19 protein-coding genes are annotated in these 21,049 nt (G+C 72.1%); 9 read left to right on the top strand and 10 right to left on the bottom strand.

Annotation, left to right across the window (positions count from 1 at the left end):
• Nucleotides 1-11 precede the first annotated feature (11 nt).
• From ACFO0B_RS17190 to ACFO0B_RS17180, 3 genes are all read right to left on the bottom strand, one after another.
• On the bottom strand, nucleotides 12-662 hold the full coding sequence (locus ACFO0B_RS17190; RefSeq protein ID WP_378613475.1) for a hypothetical protein: 651 nt from the start codon (nucleotides 660-662) through the stop codon (nucleotides 12-14).
• A gap of 349 nt (nucleotides 663-1,011) precedes the next feature.
• On the bottom strand, nucleotides 1,012-1,803 hold the full coding sequence (locus tag ACFO0B_RS17185; protein WP_378613474.1) for a TIGR03084 family metal-binding protein: 792 nt from the start codon (nucleotides 1,801-1,803) through the stop codon (nucleotides 1,012-1,014).
• A gap of 55 nt (nucleotides 1,804-1,858) precedes the next feature.
• Nucleotides 1,859-3,214: a hypothetical protein gene (locus ACFO0B_RS17180; RefSeq protein WP_378613473.1), complete on the bottom strand. Its 1,356-nt coding sequence runs from the start codon at nucleotides 3,212-3,214 to the stop codon at nucleotides 1,859-1,861.
• A 112-nt stretch (nucleotides 3,215-3,326) separates the two neighbouring features.
• Between ACFO0B_RS17180 and ACFO0B_RS17175 the strand changes: the two genes are divergently transcribed.
• The gene (locus tag ACFO0B_RS17175; RefSeq protein WP_378613472.1) at nucleotides 3,327-4,073 is read left to right on the top strand and encodes a dienelactone hydrolase family protein; all 747 of its coding nucleotides are present in this window, start codon (nucleotides 3,327-3,329) and stop codon (nucleotides 4,071-4,073) included.
• 175 nt (nucleotides 4,074-4,248) lie between these two features.
• A complete protein-coding gene (gene lon / locus ACFO0B_RS17170; protein ID WP_378613837.1) occupies nucleotides 4,249-6,531 on the top strand; it encodes an endopeptidase La in 2,283 nt (760 codons plus the stop codon).
• Nucleotides 6,532-6,635: 104 nt separating this feature from the next.
• On the opposite strand, the gene ACFO0B_RS17165 is transcribed toward lon, so the two are convergent.
• Both ACFO0B_RS17165 and ACFO0B_RS17160 read right to left on the bottom strand, forming a co-directional pair.
• Complete coding sequence (locus ACFO0B_RS17165; RefSeq protein ID WP_378613471.1) at nucleotides 6,636-7,061, bottom strand: PaaI family thioesterase; 426 nt, start codon at nucleotides 7,059-7,061, stop codon at nucleotides 6,636-6,638.
• 11 nt (nucleotides 7,062-7,072) lie between these two features.
• A complete protein-coding gene (locus ACFO0B_RS17160; protein ID WP_378613470.1) occupies nucleotides 7,073-7,630 on the bottom strand; it encodes a TetR/AcrR family transcriptional regulator in 558 nt (185 codons plus the stop codon).
• Nucleotides 7,631-7,688: 58 nt separating this feature from the next.
• On the opposite strand from ACFO0B_RS17160, the gene ACFO0B_RS17155 reads away from it, so the two are divergent.
• Together ACFO0B_RS17155 and ACFO0B_RS17150 are read left to right on the top strand one after the other, a co-directional pair.
• Complete coding sequence (locus ACFO0B_RS17155; protein ID WP_378613469.1) at nucleotides 7,689-8,774, top strand: DNA polymerase IV; 1,086 nt, start codon at nucleotides 7,689-7,691, stop codon at nucleotides 8,772-8,774.
• A gap of 20 nt (nucleotides 8,775-8,794) precedes the next feature.
• The gene (locus tag ACFO0B_RS17150; RefSeq protein WP_378613468.1) at nucleotides 8,795-9,784 is read left to right on the top strand and encodes an acrylyl-CoA reductase family protein; all 990 of its coding nucleotides are present in this window, start codon (nucleotides 8,795-8,797) and stop codon (nucleotides 9,782-9,784) included.
• Nucleotides 9,785-9,807: 23 nt separating this feature from the next.
• Here the strand turns inward: ACFO0B_RS17150 and ACFO0B_RS17145 are convergent, their stop codons facing one another.
• The gene (locus ACFO0B_RS17145; RefSeq protein WP_378613467.1) at nucleotides 9,808-11,685 is read right to left on the bottom strand and encodes an ABC transporter ATP-binding protein; all 1,878 of its coding nucleotides are present in this window, start codon (nucleotides 11,683-11,685) and stop codon (nucleotides 9,808-9,810) included.
• Between the two features lie 109 nt (nucleotides 11,686-11,794).
• Here ACFO0B_RS17145 and ACFO0B_RS17140 point away from each other — a divergent pair, with 109 nt between their 5' ends.
• A complete protein-coding gene (locus ACFO0B_RS17140) occupies nucleotides 11,795-14,560 on the top strand; it encodes an FAD-binding and (Fe-S)-binding domain-containing protein (protein WP_378613466.1) in 2,766 nt (921 codons plus the stop codon).
• 263 nt (nucleotides 14,561-14,823) lie between these two features.
• On the opposite strand, the gene ACFO0B_RS17135 is transcribed toward ACFO0B_RS17140, so the two are convergent.
• Entirely contained in the window at nucleotides 14,824-15,420 is a 597-nt protein-coding gene (locus ACFO0B_RS17135) for a TetR/AcrR family transcriptional regulator (protein ID WP_378613465.1), read from the bottom strand.
• A gap of 152 nt (nucleotides 15,421-15,572) precedes the next feature.
• Here ACFO0B_RS17135 and ACFO0B_RS17130 point away from each other — a divergent pair, with 152 nt between their 5' ends.
• Nucleotides 15,573-16,535: a DNA-3-methyladenine glycosylase family protein gene (locus ACFO0B_RS17130; RefSeq protein WP_378613464.1), complete on the top strand. Its 963-nt coding sequence runs from the start codon at nucleotides 15,573-15,575 to the stop codon at nucleotides 16,533-16,535.
• Here ACFO0B_RS17130 and ACFO0B_RS17125 read toward each other — a convergent pair.
• Nucleotides 16,532-16,738, bottom strand: coding sequence for a hypothetical protein (locus ACFO0B_RS17125; RefSeq protein ID WP_378613463.1), 207 nt, complete (start codon nucleotides 16,736-16,738; stop codon nucleotides 16,532-16,534). The genes ACFO0B_RS17130 and ACFO0B_RS17125 overlap by 4 nt on opposite strands.
• Before the next feature lie 200 nt (nucleotides 16,739-16,938).
• On the opposite strand from ACFO0B_RS17125, the gene ACFO0B_RS17120 reads away from it, so the two are divergent.
• From ACFO0B_RS17120 to ACFO0B_RS17110, 3 genes are read left to right on the top strand one after another with little or no spacing between them, the layout of a single operon-like run.
• Complete coding sequence (locus tag ACFO0B_RS17120) at nucleotides 16,939-17,856, top strand: helix-turn-helix domain-containing protein (RefSeq protein ID WP_378613462.1); 918 nt, start codon at nucleotides 16,939-16,941, stop codon at nucleotides 17,854-17,856.
• The gene (locus ACFO0B_RS17115) at nucleotides 17,853-18,083 is read left to right on the top strand and encodes a DUF397 domain-containing protein (protein WP_378613461.1); all 231 of its coding nucleotides are present in this window, start codon (nucleotides 17,853-17,855) and stop codon (nucleotides 18,081-18,083) included. Before ACFO0B_RS17120 ends, ACFO0B_RS17115 begins: the two co-directional genes overlap by 4 nt.
• Before the next feature lie 44 nt (nucleotides 18,084-18,127).
• On the top strand, nucleotides 18,128-18,325 hold the full coding sequence (locus tag ACFO0B_RS17110) for a hypothetical protein (RefSeq protein WP_378613460.1): 198 nt from the start codon (nucleotides 18,128-18,130) through the stop codon (nucleotides 18,323-18,325).
• A 16-nt stretch (nucleotides 18,326-18,341) separates the two neighbouring features.
• Here the strand turns inward: ACFO0B_RS17110 and ACFO0B_RS17105 are convergent, their stop codons facing one another.
• Both ACFO0B_RS17105 and ACFO0B_RS17100 read right to left on the bottom strand, forming a co-directional pair.
• The gene (locus ACFO0B_RS17105; protein ID WP_378613459.1) at nucleotides 18,342-19,088 is read right to left on the bottom strand and encodes a succinate dehydrogenase/fumarate reductase iron-sulfur subunit; all 747 of its coding nucleotides are present in this window, start codon (nucleotides 19,086-19,088) and stop codon (nucleotides 18,342-18,344) included.
• A 1-nt stretch (nucleotide 19,089) separates the two neighbouring features.
• Nucleotides 19,090-21,033, bottom strand: coding sequence for a fumarate reductase/succinate dehydrogenase flavoprotein subunit (locus ACFO0B_RS17100; protein WP_378613458.1), 1,944 nt, complete (start codon nucleotides 21,031-21,033; stop codon nucleotides 19,090-19,092).
• Nucleotides 21,034-21,049 lie beyond the last annotated feature (16 nt).

Genomic DNA, 21,049 nt, shown 5'->3' with positions numbered 1-21,049 from the left:
GTGCACCGGGGTCAGGTGGTGACGCGGGCCGGTACCTCGGTGCGCTCCAGCCGGAGATCGTGGTCGCCGAGCGTCGGATCACTGAACGTCACTGTGACCGAACCGCCGGTGCCGATCTCCGTGCGGAGCGTCGTGACATCGCGCGGATCGACCCGGCCGCCGGTGAGCGCGGCGAAGGTGGCGTTGGTATCCACGGTGAGCGTCATGCCGCCGGAGGCCGACTCGCCCATGTGGGCGTCCAGGTAGGCGGAGCCGACCCGCACCGTGCGGTCGACGGCCGGTTGCGGTGCCGTCGGCGGTTCGGGCCGGAGGGCGGGCTGCACGACCTCCGCGGTCTCCGGCCGGGCGGTCACCGTGCCCGCGATCGCCACCGTGTCCCGGCGCTCGAAGAGCGCGGAGCTGGTGAACGGGCGGTTCGGCCCGGCGGGGCGGTGCAGCGGCTGCGCCGCGGGCGGCTCCGGCCGGGCCGGGGCGGCGGCGATGGCGCCGGGGGTGCGGTCGGGCAGGTTGTTCACCACGTAGGCGCCCGCGGCGGCGGTGAGCGCGATGCTCGCGGTGCCCGCGAGGACGATGGCGGTGGTGCGGGCGATGCCGCGGCGCGGGGTCACGGTCAGGATCTCCGGACCCGGCCGGGGCTTGCCCGGGCTGTGGTTCTCGGTCACGATGCGTTCCTCTCCCTGCGTACCGAACTCCCCTTCGGTTCTGTGGTCGCGGCCGGCCCGCATCGTCGGAAGCCGGACGCGCGTCCAGGCTACGGAACCCGGACGGGACGCGCATACCCCCGGGTGAGCCGGGGTATGCCGCTCCCATTGTGCTGGCTGCGGGTGCGCAACGGGTTTCGATCATGCACAGAGCGGGTAAATCCCGGGTAGTCGGCGAGCGTCGTGCTCGACCCGCCCCGCAGACTTCCGGCCAACGGCGTCCGGCCGTCGCCACGAACGGCGCACATCGACGTGACGCTCGCCGGCCCCCCAGCGAAGCCACAACGGTTGTGGGAATCCCCGTTGTGACTCAGCCGAACTGGCCCGCGGCCCGCCCGGCCCCGCTCGGCCCGGCGAAGGCCTGCGCGATCGTCAGCCACTCCGCCGCATCGGCGCCGACCACCCGCACCGCCAGGTCGTCCGGGTGCCTGCGCTGTGTCACCAGCAGGCAGAAGTCGAGCGCGGGGGCGGTGATCCGCTGCTCGGCGTCGGCCGGCCCCCAGCTCCAGAGCGCGCCGTCCGGCGCGGTCAGCTCGATGCGGAACTCGGCCGCGGGCGGGGTCCTGCCGTGCACGGTGTAGGCGAAGTCGCGGGTGCGGGCGCCGATGTGCGCCACCGCGCGCAGCCGGTGCGTCGGCTCCCTGGCGACGCCGAGCGCGTCCGCCACGTCCTGGCCGTGCGCCCAGGTCTCCATGAGCCGGGCGGTGATCATCGAACCCGGCCGCATGGGCGGGCCGAACCACGGCACCTTCGCGCCCTCCGGCACCGCGCGCAGCGCCGCGACCAGGGCGGTACGGCCGTCGCGCCAGCGCCGCAGCAGCTCGGCGGGCGGGGCGGCCGCGGCCTCCTCGGCGCCCTCGTCCACGAAGGTGGCGACGCGCGGGGCCGCCTCGGTGAGCATTCGGGCGAAACCGTCCGGGTCGGTGGCGGAGCGCGTGGCGACCTCGTCGGTCCAGGCCAGGTGGCCGACCTGGTGCGCGATGGTCCAGCCGGGCGCGGGGGTTGGGAGCCGCCAGCCTTCCGCGTCGAGCGGCGCGACCAGGCGTTCCAGCTCGGCGGATTCATCGGCGAAGTCGGCGAGCAGCGCGTCCAGGTCGGCCATGCGACCCAGCATCGCAGCGCCCGCCGATAAAGACAAGCGCACGTGCTTGTTTATCTCACCAGCCGAACAGGATCAGGTGGATCGCGCCGACGCCGAGCCCGAGCACCGCGCCGTGCAGGTACAGCAGCCAGGCGTCCTGCTCCACCGAGGCGTAGAACATCTCCATGAACTCGCCCGGGCTCATCAGCACCAGCTTGCGCGCGGCGAACTCGTCGATCTTGTCCGCCTGCTCGCGGGCGAACTCCGTGTCCTCCACCAGCGTCGGTGCCAGCCCGACCGCCGCGCCCGCCGCGGTGACCTTGAGGTTGTCGAACTGCTTGCGCCCGAACGCCGCGCGCACCACCGAGGTGGTGCGGCCGAGCTGCCGGTTGATCTCCTCGGCGATCAACCGCTCCAGCAGCTGCCTGGTCTTGTCGCCGTTCGGGCCGTCGAGCAGCTCGGCGGAGAGGTTCGGCAGGGTGAGCACCTGGTAGGCCAGGATGTGCGCGAGGTCGACGGCGGCCTGCGGCTGCCGCTTGGCCAGCAGCGCCTGCCGCCACAGGTACCGGTAGCGCGGCTGCGGCTCGCCCGGCTCGAAGACCATCTTCACCGCGATCATGTTCACCACGACGCCGATCGCGGCGGAGGCGAGCAGGACCACCGCCCAGGCCGGGATCGCGCTGATCACCGGCAGCGTCCGGTGCAGGTGCAGGTAGAGCGCGAGCAGCAGCCCGAACGGCGCGCCGAGCAGCCCGATCTTCACCATGAAGCGCAGCTCCGGCGCCGCGATGGTGGTGGTCAGGTCCTTGAGGATGGTCGGGTTCTGCCGCAGGTAGCGGATGACGAAGCTCTTGATGTCGATCAGCTGGTCGACATTGTCGCCGAGCGATTCGAAGGCCCGCCTGCACAGTGCGGGCAGCTCCCGGTCCACCCGCTGGTAGAGCAGCTGCCTCACCGCGCGCGGCAGGCTGCGCCAGAGCTCCGGATTCTCCCGCTCCATCAGCTCGTCGACCAGCGGCTCGACCTGCTCGCGCGCGAGCACCGCGATGTAGTCGGCGATGCCGTCCAGGTCCAGCTCGCGGATGAAATCCTTCGGGCTGCCGATCCGCATGATCGCCATGTCCACGCAGATGCTGGCCATCTTCTCCGCGCGGGCCGGGATGAAGCCCTGGAAGCCGAGCCGCTTGCCGTCGCCGGAGAAGGTCGGGAGCACCTGTACCCGGCGCGGGAAGTACGGGTAGAGCACCGAGAGCCCTGGAATCCGCACGCCGCGGAACTGCAGCGGCCAGAAGAGCATGAGCACGCCGGTCCAGTTCGTCAGCCATCCGGCCAGCCCGGCGAAGATCGGGAAGGTGATCAGCTCGACCACGAATTTCGACTGCCCGGTGAGTTCTTCCCAGTCGATGAAGAGCCCGGAGGCGAGAGCAGTCACGGCGCGATCCCCCTCGGTCCTGCCGGGTGGTGAGATATCAGGGCCCCAACATTCTCATTGCGCTCGAACCGGTGTCAACGCGCCACGACACCGCCGGATGAAGGAGAACCCCGTGCCGATTCAGACCGTCGACATCACCACCCCGGACGGCACCGCGGACGCGCTGTTCGTCCACCCCGGCTCCGCCACGCACCCCGGCGTGCTGCTCTTCCCGGACGCCTTCGGCCCGCGCCCCGCGCTCATCGAGATCGCCGAGGCCGTCTCCGCCCGCGGCTACGCCGTGCTGGTGCCGAACCTCTTCTACCGCGCCGGGCGCGCGCCGGTGGTCGAGCTGCCCGCCGTCGTCGATCCGAGCAACCGGCACAGGGTCTTCGACCGCATCCGCCCGCTGATGGAGCAGCTCACCCCCGAGCTCGCGCTCCGCGACGCGGGCGCCCACCTGGACTGGCTGGCCGCCGCGCCCGAGGTGGCGGCGGGGCCGGTCGGGCTCACCGGCTACTGCATGGGAGCCGCGCTGGTGCTGCACACCGCCGCCGCCTACCCGGATCGGGTCGCCGCCGGGGCCGGGTTCCACGGCGGCAGGCTGGCGAGCGACGCCGCCGACAGCCCGCACCTGGGCGCCGACCGGATCACCGCCGAGCTGTACTTCGGCCACGCCGACAACGATCCCTCGCTGCCCCCGGAGCAGATCGAGCGGCTGAACAAGGCGCTGGACGCGGCCGGGGTGCGCTACCGGGCCGAGGTCTACGCGGGCGCCGCGCACGGCTTCACCCAGCGCGACCTGGCCAGCTACGACGCCGCGGCGGACGCGCGGCACCTGCGCGAGCTCGGGGCGCTGCTCGATCGCGCACTGCGGTGAGTTCGGCGCACCGCGAGCCCGGCTTCGCCCTCGGCGAACACCGGATCGGTCCGGAACAAAGGTCGGCCCCCCTGGGTTGAGTGGGCGTAGCTCAACTTTCAGAAGGGTCGTTATCGTGACTACACCTCGGAACCTGCCGGTGCTGTTCCTGACCGATCCGATCGTGCTGCCGGGCATGGTCGTGCCCATCGAACTGGACGAATCGGCGCAGGCGGCGATCGATGCCGCGCGCGCCGCGAAGGAAGGCCAGGTGCTGGTGGCACCGCGGCTGGACGAGGGGTATGCGACGTACGGCGTCGTTGCCACCGTCGAACAGGTCGGCAGGTTGCGCGGGGGCGCGCCCGCCGCGGTGCTGAAGGCCGAGCGCCGCGCCCGGATCGGGCACGGGGTGACCGGGCCCGGTGCCGCGCTCTGGGTGGAGGCCGAGCCGGTGGAACTTCCGCAGGCGGACGGCCGTACCAGGGAGCTGGCCGACGAATACAAGAAGCTCGTGGTCTCGGTGCTGCAGCGGCGCGAGGCCTGGCAGATCATCGACGCGGTGAACCAGCTGACCGAGCCCTCCGAGATCGCCGACACCGCGGGCTACGCCTCCTACCTGACCGGCGAGCAGAAGCGCGAGATGCTGGAGACCCCGGACCCGGCGGCCCGGCTGACCAGGCTCATCGAGTGGACCCGCGCGCACATCGCCGAGGCCGAGGTCACCGAGAAGATCGGGGACGAGGTCAGGGAGAACCTGGAGAAGACGCAGCGCGAGTTCCTGCTGCGCCAGCAGCTGAACGCCATCCGTAAGGAGCTGGGCGAGGACGAGCCGGACGGCGCGGACGACTACCGCACCCGGGTCGAGGGCGCCGAGCTCCCGGACGAGGTGCGCGAGGCCGCGCTGCGCGAGGTCGGCAGGCTGGAGCGGGCAGGCGACCAGAGCCCGGAGTCGGGTTGGATCCGCACCTGGCTGGACACCGTGCTCGACCTGCCGTGGACCGCGCGGACCACGGACAACACCGACGTCACCGCCGCCCGCGCGGTGCTGGACGCCGACCACCACGGCCTGGACGAGGTCAAGGACCGGATGGTCGAGTACCTGGCGGTCCGCGCCAGGCGTGCCGCGCGCGGGCTCGAGGTGGTCGGTGGCCGCGGCTCGGGCGCGGTGCTGGTGCTGGTCGGCCCGCCCGGTGTCGGCAAGACCTCGCTCGGCGAGTCGGTGGCGCGGGCGCTGGGCCGGAAGTTCGTCCGGGTCGCGCTCGGCGGGGTCAGGGACGAGGCGGAGATCCGCGGGCACCGGCGCACCTACGTCGGCGCGCTGCCCGGCCGGATCGTGCGCGCCATGAAGGAGGCCGGGTCGATGAACCCGGTGGTGCTGCTGGACGAGATCGACAAGGTCGGCTCGGACTACCGGGGCGACCCGGCGGCCGCGCTGCTCGAGGTGCTCGACCCCGCGCAGAACCACACCTTCCGCGACCACTACCTCGACCTGGATCTCGACCTCTCCGACGTGCTGTTCGTCGCGACGGCCAATGTCATGGACACCATCCCCGGCCCGCTGCTCGACCGCATGGAGCTGATCACGGTCGACGGCTACACCGAGGACGACAAGGTCGCCATCGCGCGCGACTTCCTGGTGCCGCGACAGCTGGAGCGCAACGCCCTGACCGGTGACGAGGTGACGATCACCGACGCGGCGCTGCGCGAGATGGCGGCGAACTACACCCGCGAGGCAGGCGTCCGCCAGCTGGAGCGGCTGATCGCGAAGGGGCTGCGCAAGGCGGCCACCAAGCTCTCGGCCGACGGCTCCGGGCCGTTGACCATCGGGCTCGGCGAGCTGAAGGAGTACCTGGGCAGGCCGCGCTTCACCCCGGACTCCATGGAGCGCACCTCGGTGCCGGGCGTGGCGACCGGGCTCGCGGTCACCGGCGCTGGCGGCGACGTGCTCTACATCGAGGCCAACTCGGCCGATGGCGAGCGCTCGCTGACGCTGACCGGGCAGCTCGGCGACGTCATGAAGGAATCCGCGCAGATCGCGCTGACCTACGTGCGCTCGCACCTGGCCGAGATCGGGATCGAGCCCGCGGTGCTGGATCGCAACATCCACATCCACTTCCCGGCGGGCGCGGTGCCGAAGGACGGGCCGTCGGCGGGCGTCACCATGGTGACGGCGCTGGTCTCGCTGGCGCTGGGCCGGAATGTGCGCGGTGACGTCGGGATGACCGGCGAGGTCACGCTGAACGGCCGGGTGCTGCCGATCGGCGGGGTGAAGCAGAAGCTGCTCGCCGCGCAGCGGGCCGGGCTGAAGACGGTCTTCATCCCGGCCCGCAACGAGCCCGACCTGGACGAGGTCCCCGCCGACGTGCTCGAGGCGCTGGACGTGCGCCCGGTCGCGGACGTGGCGGAGATCCTCGGCTACGCCATCGAGCCGGTCGCCGAACCGGCGCTGGACGGTCCGGCCTTCGCCGCCACCGCCTGATCCCGGAGCCGGAGAGACCGGGCCACCCCTCGTGGCCCGGTCTCTTCCGGTGTCGGGGAGGTCGCCCGCGGGTCCGGGCGTGCGTACCCGGCGACGGCCGCGGCTCAGCCGAGTTCGCGCTCGACCGCCCTGGTCGTCCCCTGCGCGACCGCGCAGAGCACCGGCTCTGCGCCCCCGTCCTCGCTGCGGATCTCGCAGTGCACCACCGCTTGCCGCCGGGTGGCCCCGGTGACCCGCGCCTCCGCGCGCAACCGCGTCCCGGCCGCCGGGCGCAGGTAGGTGATGCTGAATCCGCCGGTCAGCACATTCGAGCCGAGCACGGTGCCCGCCGCGAAGGTCAGCGCGTTGTCCGCCAGGTACGCGAGCACCCCGCCGTGCACGAAGCCGAACTGCTGCCCGAGTTCAGGGCGGATCGGGATGGCGAGGCTGGCGACGCCGTCGCCGAAGGCGAGCAGTTCGGTGCCGATGAGCCGCGCGAAGGGCTGGCGGTCCAGCACCTCGCGCGCGGAGGTGGCATCGAGTACGACCATGGTTGCTCCGATCAATCCGGGTTCTGCAGGGTGAGCCATGCGGCGGCGGCGAGTTCGCCGGCGACCTCGGCAGGCGGCCGGCGGACGGCCCCGGCCAGCCAGTGCCGCGCGTACTCCTGGGCCGGCCCGAGCCAGAGCGCGTAGAGCAGGTCGAACTCCAGCTCGCGGACCGCCCCGTACCCGGCGTGCGTGCGCCACCAGCGGACGACGTCGAGCAGGAACTCCCGATTTCCCTCCTGTTCCTTCGCTCCGGCGGGCGCCGCGCCGAACAGCACCGCCGCCCGCGCCGGTTGCTCGGTGACCCACTCCAGGTGCGCGCGCACCCCGGCGGTCACCCCGCCGCGCGCATCCGTGCTCGCCAGCACCGCCTGCCGGAATCGGGCCTGGAAATCGGCGAGCGCAGCGCTCCAGACCTGCCGGTAGAGCTCGGCCTTGTCCGGGAAGTGGTGGTACAGCGCGCCGACGCTTGCCCCCGCCGCCTCCCGGATCTGGGCCAGCGTCGTCTCCAGCACGCCCCGCTCGGCGAACTGCTGCTCCGCGGCGAGCAGCAACCGATCTCGAATCCGCACAACCAGAATAATATTCTGTCCGACCCCGGAAACGCCAGGTGTGCGGTAAGACGGGGTGGTGGCCCGATGGCTGTTGCACGTCGACCTCGATCAGTTCCAGGCGGCGGTGGAGTTCCGCCGCCACCCGGAGCTGCGCGGCCTCCCGGTGATCGTCGGCGGCAACGGCGACCCGGACGAGCCGCGCAAGGTGGTCACCTGCGCCTCCTACCCGGCGCGGGCCTTCGGTGTGCGGGCCGGGATGGCGCTGCGCAGCGCGCGGCGCAAGTGCCCCGGCGGCGTCTTCCTCGCGCTCGACCCGCCCGCCTACGACGAGGCATCCGACGAGGTCATGGCGGTGCTGCGCGGCTTCCCCGGCCGGGTCGAGGTCTGGGGCTGGGACGAGGCCTTCCTCGCCGCCGACACCGACGACCCGGAGGCGCTCGCCGCCGCGATCCGCGCCGCCATCGCGGAACTGGAGCTCGGCTGCTCGATCGGGATCGGCGACAACAAGCTCACCGCCAAGCTCGCCACCGGATTCGCCAAGTCGATCGGCAAGGCGTCGGCGGCCAACCCCGGCGCCGAGCCGGAGCACCGCGCAGGCGCCGCCACCGGCACCTTCCGGCTCACCGCCGGCAACTGGGTCGAGGTCATGGGGCAGCGGCCCACCGACGCGCTCTGGGGCGTCGGCCGCCGGATCGCGGCGCGCATGGCCGCGCTCGGCATCGAGACGGTCGCCGACCTCATGGCCGCCGACCGGGACCGGCTGGCCGCGGAGTTCGGCCCGAACACCGGCCCCTACCTGCTGGCACTCGGCAACGGCCGGGGCGACACCGAGGTCAGCACCGAGCCGAGGGCCGCGGTGGGGCGCAGCAGGTCGGAGACCTTCCCGGCCGACCTGACCGATCCGGTGGAGATCCGAGCCCAGGTCGCGCGGCTCGCCACCGCGCTGGCCGAGGAGCTGGCGGCGGCGGGCCGGGTCAGCACCAGGGTCTCGGTCACCGTGCGGACCAGCAGCTTCTTCACCCGCAGCAAACAGCGCAAACTGGCGGTGCCGAGCGCCGATGTCGCGCTCATCGCGGAGACCGCGGTGGCGGTGCTGGACCGGTTCGAGCTGGACCGTCCGGTGCGGCTGCTCGGGGTGCGCCTGGAACTCGTTCCCGCCTGAGCCCCTCGTATGCTTCCGCCATGACCTTCTCGGCGATGGTGGCCAACGCTTCGGACGGTGCGATCGTCCTCTCCAGGGAGGAGGTCGGCGACGACTTCCTCGGGGACGGCGAGGTGACGATCGAGGTGCACTACTCGAGCGCCAACTACAAGGACGCCCTTGCCATCACGCCGCGCGGCGGGGTGGTGCGGCAGTACCCGATCGTGCCAGGGATCGACCTGGCCGGCGAGGTCGTCGCCTCGGACGACGAGGCCTTCGCGCCCGGCGACCAGGTGATCGCGCACGGCTACGAACTCGGTGTCTCGCGCAACGGCGGCTTCGCCGAGCTGGCCCGGGTGCCCGCCGACTGGGTCGTGAAGCTGGACGGGCTGAGCACGCGGGACGCCGCCGCCATCGGCACCGCCGGCTTCACCGCCGCGCTCAGCGTGCGCGCCCTGCTCGACAACGGCCTCACCCCGGACGACGGCGCGGTGCTCGTCACCGGCGCGACCGGCGGGGTCGGCGGGATCGCGATCGACATCCTCGGTGGGCTCGGCTTCGAGGTCATCGCCTCCACCGGCAAGACCGACGCCGACGACCTGCTCGCCGAGCTCGGCGCCGACGAGGTGATCGGCAGGCTCCCCGAGGACCCGGAGGCCAAGCCGCGCCCGCTCACCTCGGCGCGCTGGGCGGGCGCCGTCGACAGCGTCGGCGGCGCCTCGCTCGCGTACATCCTGAGCGCCATCGGGTACGGCGGTGTGGTCGCGGCCAGCGGGCTGACCGGCGGGCCAGGGGTGCCGACCACGGTCATGCCGTTCATCCTGCGCGCCGTCTCGCTGCTCGGCATCGACTCGGTGAACCTGCCGATCGAGCACCGCAGGGAGATCTGGGCCCAGCTCGGCGGCGAACTCCGCCCGCGGCACCTGTCCGCCCTCACCGACGTCGCCCCCATCACCGACGCCGAGCAGGTCCTCCGCTCGATCCAGGACGGAACCCACCGGGGCCGCACGGTCTTCGCTGTCGAGTTCTGAGCCGGACCGCCCGCCCGCCGCGGTCAGTTCACGCTGACGACCTCGTCCGCGAACTGCGTGCGGTACAGCTCGGCGTAACGACCCTCGGCGGCCAGCAACCGCTGGTGCGTTCCCCGCTCCACCACCCGCCCGTGCTCGAGCACCACGATCTCGTCGGCGGCGCGAATGGTGGAGAGCCGGTGCGCGATCACGATCGCGGTGCGCCCCTCGAGGGCCTCGGTCAGCGCCTCCTGGACGGCCGCCTCCGAGGTGGAGTCCAGCGAGGCGGTGGCCTCGTCGAGGATGACCACGCGCGGCTGCTTGAGCAGCAGCCGCGCGATCGTGAGCCGCTGCCGCTCGCCACCGGAGAGCCGGTACCCACGCTCGCCGACCACCGTGTCCAGCCGGTCCGGCAGCGACTCCACCAGTTCGAGCAGCCGCGCCCGGGTGAGCGCTGACCACAGCTCGTCCTCGCTCGCCTCCGGCCTGGCCAGCAGCAGGTTGGCCCGGATGGTCTCGTGGAACAGGTGCCCGTCCTGGGTCACCAGCCCGACGGTGTCCCGGATCGAGGTGGTGCTCAGCTCCCTGATGTCCACCCCGTTCAGCCGGACGGCACCGGAATCCACGTCGTAGAGCCGCGAAACCAGCTGCGCGATCGTCGACTTACCCGCCCCCGACGAGCCCACCAGCGCGACCATCCGCCCCGGCTCGGCCCGCAGCGAGACCCCGTGCAGCACCGGGACGCCGCCCCTGCTGTCCAGCGTCGCCACCTCTTCCAGCGAGGCCAGCGACACCTTGTCCGCCGACGGGTAGCCGAACCCGACCCCGTCCAGCTCCACCGCGACCGGCCCGTCGGGCACCGGCACCGCGCCGGGTGCGTCCTCGATGAGCGGTGTCAGGTCCAGCACCTCGAAGACCCGCTCGAAGCTCACCAGCGCGGACATGATCTCCATCCGCGCGCTGGCCAGCGCGGTGAGCGGCGAGTACAGCCTGGTCAGCAGCAGCGAGAGCGCGACCACCGCGCCCGCGTCCAGCTGCCCGCGCAGCGCGTACCAGCCGCCGAGCCCGTAGACCAGTGCCACCGCCAGCGCCGAGACCAGCGTGAGCGCGGTGACGAAGACGGTCTGCAGCATGGCCGTGCGCACCCCGATGTCGCGCACCCGCTCGGCCCGCACCGCGAACTCCGCCGACTCCTGCTCCGGCCGCCCGAACAGCTTGACCAGCGTCGCCCCCGGCGCCGAGAACCGCTCCGTCATCTGCGTGCTCATGGCGGCGTTCAGATCCGCGGCCTCGCGCTGAATCCCGGCCAGCTTCGTGCCCATCCGGCGCGCAGGCAGCACGAACACCGGCAGCAGCAGCAGCGCGAGCAGCGTGATCTGCCAGGAGATCCCGATCATCACCACCAGCGTGAGCCCGAGCGTCACCAGGTTGGTGACCACGCCGGAGAGGGTGTCGCTGAAGGCCCGCTGCGCGCCGATCACATCGTTGTTCAACCGGCTCACCAGCGCGCCGGTGCGGGTTCGGGTGAAGAAGGCGACCGGCATCTTCTGCACGTGGTCGAAGACGGCGGTCCGCAGATCCAGGATCAACCCCTCGCCGATCCCGGCCGAGAGCCGCCGCACCACCAACCCGAGCCCGGCATCGACCACCGCCAGCGCGCCGATCACCAGCGCCACCGTGACGACGACCCGCGCCGCCGCCCCGCCGACGATGTCGTTCACCACCCGCCCGGCCAGCACCGGCGTCGCCACCGAGATCAGCGCCGAGAGCACGCTGAACCCGAGGAACAGCCCGATCCTGCGCCGATGCGGCGTGGCGAACCGCAGAATGCGCGCCGCCGTCGTCCGCCGGAACGGCCGCCGCTCGTCCGGCGCGCTCATCTGCCGGTACATCTGGCTCCACGCCACGGATTCGATGCTCATCCGATCGCTCCTCTCCCACTCGGAGCCCATTGGACTCCGGGCCACCGACACTAAGACCTCAACAAAGGTTGAGAGCAAGCCATTTCCGGCCGGGCCTACCCTGGTGCAGGTGAAAGGACGGCCGGACGAGCCAGAACTCATCGCTCGGGCGCTCGCCGCGCGGGTGCGCGGCGAGGTGGACGGGTCGGCGCGGCGGCGGGCCGAGTACTCCTCGGACGCCTCGAACTACCGGGTGCCGCCGACGGCCGTCGTCTTCCCCCGCGACGACGCGGATGTGGCGGCGGCGCTGGCGTTCGCCGCGGAGCACGGGCTGCCGCTGACGGCGCGGGGCGCGGGGACGTCGGTGGCGGGGAATGCGGTCGGCACCGGGCTGGTGCTGGATTTCAGCAGGCACATGCAGGCCATCGGGCCGATCGATCCGGACGGCGGGCAGGTCACGGTGCAGCCGGGCGTGGTGCTGGGGCGGTTGCAGCGCGCGGCCGCGCGGCACGGCCTCCGCTTCGGCCCCGACCCCTCCACACAGAGCCGCTGCACGCTCGGCGGCATGATCGGCAACAACGCCTGCGGCCCGCGCGCGGTGGCCTGGGGCCGCACCGCGGACAACGTGCGCACGCTGCGGATTCTGGACGGCACCGGCGCGGAGCGGCTGCTCGGCACCGACCTCGCGGTGCTCCCCGGGCTGCCGGAGTTCACCCGGGCACACCTGGCGCTGCTCCGCACCGATCTGGGCCGCTTCGACCGCCAGGCCTCGGGGTACGGGCTGGAACACCTGCTCCCGGAGCGCGGCTCGGCGGTCGCGCGGGCCTTCGTCGGCAGCGAGGGCACCTGCGGGATCCTGCTCGACGCCACCGTCGACCTGGTCCCGTTGCCCGGCGCGACCGTACTCACCGTGCTCGGGTACCCGGATATGGCCACCGCCGCCGACGACGTCGCCGCCGTGCTCGCCGTCCGGCCGACCGCGGTCGAGGGGATCGATGCCAGGCTGGTCGACGTGGTGCGCGCCGAGCGCGGCACCGTGCCCGAGCTGCCGCGCGGCGGCGCCTGGCTCTTCGTCGAGACCAGCGGCGACACCGCGGATTCCGCCCGCGAGGCCGCGCGCGAACTCTGCCGCGCCGCCGGTGCGGTCGACAGCACGATCGTCACCGACCGCACCGCCACCGCCGCGCTCTGGCAGATCCGCGCCGACGGCGCCGGGCTCGCGGGCCGCTCCCCCGACGGCAAGCCGGCCTGGCCGGGCTGGGAGGACGCCGCCGTCCCGCCCGAGCGGCTCGGCGCCTACCTGCGCGAATTCGGCGCGCTCACCGCCGAGCACGGCGTGGACGGGCTGCTCTACGGGCACATCGGCGACGGCTGCATCCACGTCCGGCTCGACCTGCCGATCGCCGAGGCACCGCGCCGCTTCCGCGCCTTCCTGCTCGACGCCGCCGATCTGGTTGTCCGGCACGGCGGTTCGCTCTCCGGCGAGCACGGCGACGGCCGGGCCCGCTCGGAGCTGCTCGCGCGCATGTACTCCCCCGCCGTGCTCGAGGCATTCGGCGAGTTCAAGGCGCTTTTCGACCCGGGCGGGGTGCTCAATCCCGGAGTGCTGGTCGCGCCGAGCCCGATCGACGCCGACCTGCGGGTGGCCGGGCTGACGCCGGTGCCTGCGCGCGGGATCGCGTTGCCCGGAGACGGCGGCGACCTGGCCACGGCCGTGCACCGCTGCGTCGGGGTCGGGTCGTGCCGCGCGGACTCCGGCGGCTTCATGTGCCCCTCGTTCCGCGCCACCGCGGACGAGAAGGACAGCACCCGCGGCCGCGCGCGGGTGCTGCAGGAGGTGGTGCGCGGCGCGCTCCCGATCACCGGCCCGGAGGTGCACGAGTCGCTCGACCTGTGCCTCTCCTGTCGCGCCTGCGCGAACGACTGCCCGGCCGGGGTGGACATGGCGACCTACAAATCCGAAGTCCTATACCGCAGGTACCAGGGGAAACTGCGCCCGATCGACCACTACACGCTGGGCGGGCTGCCGCGCTGGCTTGCCCTCGCGGGCCGCGTGCCGCGGCTGGCGAACGCACTCGCAGGCATCGGCCCGCTGCGCCGAATCGGCCTGCGCGCCGCCGGAATCGACCCGCGCCGCCGGATCCCCGCGCTGGCCGAGCGGCGGGTGGACCGCGCACGGCGCGGCACCGGCACCGGCACCGAGGTACTGCTCTGGATCGACACCTTCACCGATGCCTTCGACCCGGCCATCGCCACCGCCGCCATCGGACTGCTGGAATCGCTCGGCTACCGGGTGCGGCTCCCGGAGCGCCGCGTCTGCTGCGGGCTGACCTGGATCACCACCGGCCGGCTCGACACCGCCCGCACCCGGCTCCTGGACACGCTCGACGAACTGGAAACACACATCCGGGCGGGCGGCCAGGTGGTCGGGCTGGAGCCCTCCTGCACCGCCGCACTCCGCGCCGACCTGCCTGAACTCCTCCCGGACGACCCGCGCGCGGCCCCCACCGCCGCCGCGGTGCGCACTCTCGCCGAATTCCTGCTCGCGCACCCGGAGTGGACCCCGCCACGCCGGGACGGCCGAACCGTGGTGGTGCAACCGCACTGTCATCAGTACGCCACCGCGGGCTTCGCGGCAGATCGCCAGATATTAGCCGCAATGGGTGTGCAGCTCCACGAGATCAGTGGCTGCTGCGGCCTCGCCGGCAATTTCGGAATGCAGGCCGGGCATTTCGACATTTCCGTCGCCATCGCCGGAAACGGATTGCTCCCGGCCCTGGAGGCGGCCCCGGCCGACGCGATCCTGCTCGCCGACGGCTTCTCCTGCCGGACCCAGGCCGCGGAGCTGGCGGGGGGCGAAGCCTGCCACCTGGCCCAGTTCCTCTGGGAACACTGAGCACGGCGCCGGCCCCCCGCTGCGGTGGGGAGCCGACGCCGGTCTCAGCTCCCGAAGGGGAGGGTGCCGGGCTGAATGTGGTAGCCGGAGCTACCCGCGGCGAAGCCGCCGACGCCGTCGAGCAGGAAATTGAGCAGGTTCGTGATCATCGCGCATAACCCTTCGTGAACCGACTGCCGGTAGTTTGCCGATCACGTCGATATCGTCGAAGTCACACGCGGCGTTACCGATCGGCGCGAATACGGCGACAGATCACAGCACGATCACCGCGAGCCGGGACCGGTCGCCTTGCCGAGCAGCGCGACCAGGCGCCGCACCTCGGCTTCGGTCAGCGCGGTGCCGGGGAAGAAGACCTGCCGGTTGACCAGGCCGTCCAGCGTGATGACGCAGAGCTCGGCGGCCGAGGTGGTCATCTCCAGCCCGGAATCGGCGAGCCCCTGCCTGACCAGCGAGACGAAGGCGGCGCGGTTGTCGTCGAAGTGCCTGCGCAGCTCCTCGTCGGTGCGCGCCTCGGCGAGCAGGTGGTGCCTGGCGACCACCCGGTACCTGGCCGCCGGCGCGGTCATCTCGGTGATCACCGCGACCGCGACGGTGAAGAGCGCGCGCGGGTGCGGCTCCCAGAAGTGCCTGGCCGCGATCCGCATGTCCTGTTCGAAGAGCTCGTCGGCCGCCATCTGCAGTAGGCGCAGCCGATTCGGCGCGTGGTAGTTGACCGATCCGGGCGGAAGTTCGGCGGCGGCGTCGACATTGCGATGGGTCAGTTTTCGAGGGCCCTGCTCGCCGAGCACGCGCAACGCGGCCTCGGCGATTCGCGCACGCCGTTCTGCGGAGTCCTGGCGTGGCCGTCGAGCGGAAACCATGATTCCGGAATTTACCCGGCACTGCCGGCTTCCACAGATGTCCGGAGTCCACCCCGCGGACCGCCCGCGCGCTCGGTGCCGGGGTATGGCGGCAGGCGCGCTCGGAGAGGGCCGCGCGGGTGCCGTCGCGCCGGGCCGCGCACAATGGTCCGGTGCGACGGCAAGCCGGGGTGACCAGGGGTGATCATCGTCGCGCGCCCGCCACGGCGGCCGGATCGACCCGCACCGTCGGCACCGACCGCCCGTTCGACCTCGGCACCACCCTCGCCCCCCTCTCCCGCGGCACGGGCGACCCCTGCCACCGCGTCACCCCCGACGGTGCGCACTGGCACGCCTCCCGCCTCCCCACCGGCCCGGTCACCTACCGCCTCCACCAGGCGAGCCGTACCGCCGTGCGGGCGACGGCGTGGGGCCCCGGCGCCGACGAGTTCCTGACCGGTCTCGAGCACATGCTCTGCCTGGACGAGTGTGTCGACGCCTTCACCCCGGAGCACCCCAAGATCGCCGAGGCGCACCGCCGCCACCCGGGCCTGCGCATGCTCCGCACCGGCCTGGTGTTCGAGGCGCTGGTCCCGGCGATCCTGGAGCAGAAGGTGCACACCATCTCCGCCCGCCGCTCCTGGCGCGCCCTGGTCCGCCGCTACGGCGAGCCTGCCCCCGGCACCGGCGACCTCCTGCTCCCGCCCGCACCGGAGACCTGGCAACACATCCCCTCCTGGGCCTACCACCAGGCGAATGTCGGCCCGCAGCGGTCGGCCACCATCGTCCGCGCCGCCCGCTCCGCCGCCGCCGTCGACCGCACCGCGGCCCTCGACCCCGCCGCGGCGGGCGAAAGACTGCGCAGCCTCCCCGGAATCGGCGTCTGGACCGTCGCCGAGGTCGCCCAGCGCGCCTACGGCGACCCGGACGCGCTCTCGATCGGCGACTACCACCTCGCCGCCGTCGTCGGCTGGACCCTGCTCGGCCGCCCGCTCGACGACGCGGGCATGGTCGAGTACCTCGAACCGCTACGCCCGCACCGCTACCGCGCGGTCCGGCTGCTGGAGATCAGCGGCCAGGCACACCGCCCCAAGTTCGCCCCGCGCAGCCCGCTCACCGACCACACCTGGCACTAGGAGGGAAGGGCGCGCGCTTCGAGGACACAGCGCCCGGCCTCGACCAGGGTGCGCCGCGCCCGTCTGCGCGCCAGGCACTCGTCGACGGTGCAGTCCAGGTGCAGCTGCATGGCGGTGTGCGCCTGCTCCGGCGTCAGCGGGCCGGGGTCGGCGGCGCAGGTGTAGAGAGCCGCGAGGCGCGGATTGAAATCGGTCAACGACACGGTCACCTCCGGTTCGAGGGGGCACGGCACACATCTAGCACACCAGTGAAATGCCGAGTAGATGTCGGATATCGGCGCACTGCGCTGGTATTCCGCGAATTCCCAGCACAGAATCCGCTCCGTAGGGGAAAAATATCCGTAGTGGACGAGGGTCCCGGGGCACTGCCGAGATGCGACAAGCACGGAACGGAGTGTGTGGGGTGGCGACGAGACCGGCGGGGGTGGGGCGCGCGGAGCGGTATCCGGCGCCGGAACGGGTGGTTGCGCAGCACGATTCGTCGACGCTGCCGCGCAGGCAGCTCGGCAGGCACCTGCGCGAGTGGCGCACGCGGGCGGGGTTGACCATCGCGGAAGCGGCGCGGCTGATGGAGTGGGGCGCGACCACGCTGCAGCGGCTGGAGAAGGGACAGGCGGACCGGATCCGCACCATCGACATCCGCGAGCTGTGCCGGGTCTACGGCATCCCGGACGAGATCGCCTTCGGGCTGGAGGGGCTGGCCAGGCAGACCGCGGACACGCACTGGTGGCACGCCTTCGGTGAGCTCATTCCGGAGCACTTCGAGGTGTACCGCGGGGTGGAGGCGTCGGCGCGGCACCTCAGCACGTACCAGCCGGACCTGGTGCCGGTGCTCTTCCGCACCGCGGAGTACCTGCGCGCGCTGGCAGGCGGCGCCGAGGAGAAGGTGCAGCGCACGCTGCGCGGGCAGAGCCTGATCACCAGGAAGTCGCTGCCCGCGACGGTCGACGCGGTGCTGCACGAATCGGTGCTGCGCAGGCTGGTCGGCGGGCCGCGGGTGATGGCGGCCCAGCTGCGGCACCTGGCCGATCTGAGCACGAGGGCCAATGTCCGGCTGCGGGTGCTCCCGTTCGCGGCGGGGGCGCCGGTGGGCGGGACGGTGGCGCCGTTCACCCTGCTCGATTTCGGCGCGGACCGCAGGGGCAGGTCGATCGAGCCGCCGGTGGTGTACACCGAAGGGCTCACCGGCGGACTGTATCTGGAGTCCGAGCGCGACATCCGGCGGTACGATGCGGCGCACGAGTGCCTGCGCGGCTCGGCGCTCGACATCCCATCCAGCCGGAACCTGCTGCGGCGGGTAGCGAAGGAGTACGCGGCATGAGTATCGGCGAGGGCGCGCAGGTCGACATCACGGGCGCGCGCTGGCAGTCGGCCTCGGGCACGACGCCGGAGAGCGAAGCCGTTGTCGAGGTGGCATTCCTGGCCGAGGGGCACGTCGCGCTGCGCGACGGCCGCGACCCGCACGGCTCGGTGCTGATCTTCACGCCGGGCGAGTGGGACGCCTTCACCGCGGGCGTGCAGGACGGCGAGTTCGACCCGCCGAGCTGACACTGCCGGTTTGCCCGGAAAGCCGTTCGGGTACCCCTGTCTTCATGGACCGTGGGTTGAAGAATTCCCCACCCCGGTACCGGACGCCGCATCCCCGCTACTGGGTGGAGTGGTTGATCGTGGGACTGCTGGTGGCCGTGGCATCGGTGGGCGTATTCGTGCTCACCGGTTCGTTGTTCTCCGCGCTCTTCGTGGGTGCGCTGGTGTGGGCGGTGGCCGTCGGGGTGGTCGCGCTGCTGTAGCGCGACCACCCCGCGCTCAGCGGCGGAAGAGCTTGTTCCCGAGCCAGACGATCGGGTCGTACCGCCGGTCGACCACGCGCTCCTTCATCGGGATGAGCGCGTTGTCGGTGATCGCGATGTGCTCCGGGCACACCTCGGAGCAGCACTTGGTGATGTTGCAGTACCCGAGGCCGTGTTCCTCCTGCGCCAGATCCCGCCGGTCGGCTACGTCCAGCGGGTGCATCTCCAGCTCCGCGATCCGCATGAGGTAGCGCGGCCCGGCGAACGCCGCCTTGTTCTCCTCGTGGTCACGCACCACGTGGCAGGTGTCCTGACAGAGGAAGCACTCGATGCACTTGCGGAACTCCTGCGAGCGCTCGACGTCCACCTGCTTCATCCGGTAGTCGCCGGGCTTCAGATCCGCGGGCGGCGTGAACGAGGGGATCTGCCTGGCCTTCTCGTAGTTGAACGAGACATCGGTGACCAGGTCCTTGATCACCGGGAAGGTGCGCATCGGGGTCACCGTGATGACCTCGTCCTCGGTGAAGGTCGACATCCGGCACATGCAGAGCAGCTTCGGCCTGCCGTTCACCTCGGCCGAGCAGCTGCCGCACTTGCCCGCCTTGCAGTTCCAGCGCACCGCGAGGTCGGGGGCCTGGGTGGCCTGCAGCCGGTGGATGATGTCGAGCACCACCTCGCCCTCGTTCACCGCGACGGTGAAGTCGCGTAGCTCGCCGCCGTCGGTGTCACCGCGCCACACGCGGAATTGGGCGTCGTATCCCATGTCAGGCCTCGCCTTCCGGGGCAGGGCGCGCGTTCTCCGGGTGTCCCGCCAGTTCGATTCCCTTGTAGTACTTCTCCAGCTCGGAGACCTCGAAGAGCGCGAGCAGATCCGCCCGCATGGGCTCCTGGTCGGCCGGGCGCACGGCCACGCCGGGCACGGTGGCGCCGCGGTCGTCGCCGTCGAGTTCGCAGACCAGGAGGGTGTTCCGCCAGCCCGGGTCCATGCCGGGGTAGTCGTCGCGGGTGTGCCCGCCCCTGCTCTCGGTGCGCAGCAGCGCGGCCTGCGCCACGCATTCGCTCACCACCAGCATGTTCCGCAGGTCGAGCGCGAGGTGCCAGCCCGGGTTGAACTGCCGATGCCCCTCCACGGTGACCTCGGCGTACCGCTCGCGCAGCCGCTCCAGCCGCCCGATCGCCTGGTGCAGCTCCTGCTCGGTGCGGATGATGCCGACCAGGTCGTGCATCACCTGCTGCAGATCGGTGTGCAGGGTGTACGGGTTCTCGCCCTGGCCGGTCTCCGGCGGATCGAAGGGGGCCACCGCGGCCTGCGCGGCGGCGGTGATGTCCTCGTCGGTCACCACCGGCCGCTGTTCGCCGAGCGACCGCACGTACTCGGCGGCGCCGAGTCCGGCCCGGCGGCCGAAGACCAGCAGGTCGGAGAGCGAATTGCCACCCAGCCGGTTGGAGCCGTGCATGCCACCGGAGCACTCCCCCGCCGCGAAGAGCCCGGGCACGGTGGCGGCGCCGGTGTCCGGGACCACCTCGATCCCGCCCATGACGTAGTGACAGGTCGGCCCGACCTCCATCGGCTCGGCGGTGATGTCGACGTCGGCCAGCTCCTTGAACTGGTGGTGCATCGACGGCAGCCTGCGCCGGATCTCCTCGGCGGGCAGCCGGGAGGCGATGTCGAGGAAGACGCCGCCGTGCTCGGTGCCGCGCCCGGCCTTGACCTCGGAGTTGATCGCCCTGGCGACCTCGTCGCGGGGCAGCAGGTCGGGGGTGCGGCGGGCCGAGTCGTTGTCCTTCAGCCACTGGTCGGCCTCGTCCTCGGACTCGGCGTACTGCCCCTTGAAGACCGAGGGGATGTAGTCGAACATGAACCGCTTGCCGTCGGTGTTCTTCAGCACCCCGCCGTCGCCGCGCACGCCCTCGGTGACCAGGATGCCCTTGACGCTCGGCGGCCAGACCATGCCGGTCGGGTGGAACTGCAGGAACTCCATGTTGATCAGCGAGGCGCCCGCGCGCAGGGCGAGTGCGTGGCCGTCGCCGGTGTACTCCCACGAGTTCGACGTCACCTTGTAGGACTTGCCGACCCCGCCGGTGGCCAGCACGATCGCCGGTGCCTCGAAGAGCACGAAGCGGCCGGACTCGCGCCAGTAGCCGAAGGCGCCGGAGATCCGTTCGCCCTCCTTGAGCAGCTCGGTGATCGTGCACTCGGCGAAGACCTTGATCCGGGACTCGTAGTCGCCGGTCTCGGCGAAATCCTCCTGCTGCAGCGCGACGATCCGCTGCTGCATGGTGCGGATCAGCTCCAGCCCGGTGCGGTCGCCGACGTGCGCCAGCCGCGGGTAGGTGTGGCCGCCGAAGTTGCGCTGGCTGATCCGCCCGTCCGGGGTGCGATCGAACAGCGCGCCATAGCTTTCCAGCTCCCACACCCGGTCCGGGGCCTCCTGCGCGTGCAGCTCGGCCATCCGCCAGTTGTTCAGGAACTTGCCACCGCGCATGGTGTCCTTGAAGTGCGTCTGCCAGTTGTCCTTGGCGTTCGCGTTGCCCATGGCCGCGGCGCAGCCGCCCTCCGCCATGACCGTGTGTGCCTTGCCGAACAGGGATTTGCAGACCACCGCGACGCTGTAGCCGTTCTCCCGTGCTTCGATCACCGCGCGCAGCCCGGCGCCACCCGCGCCGATGACCACCACGTCGTACTTGTGCCGTTCAACTTCTGGCATCGAGGAAAACTCCTGT

This window comes from Nocardia jiangsuensis (genome assembly GCF_042650385.1).
Classification (GTDB): Bacteria; Actinomycetota; Actinomycetes; order Mycobacteriales; family Mycobacteriaceae; genus Nocardia; species Nocardia jiangsuensis.
The sequence above is the reverse complement of the archived record's forward strand: the minus strand, read 5'-3'. Positions and strand labels throughout refer to the sequence as shown.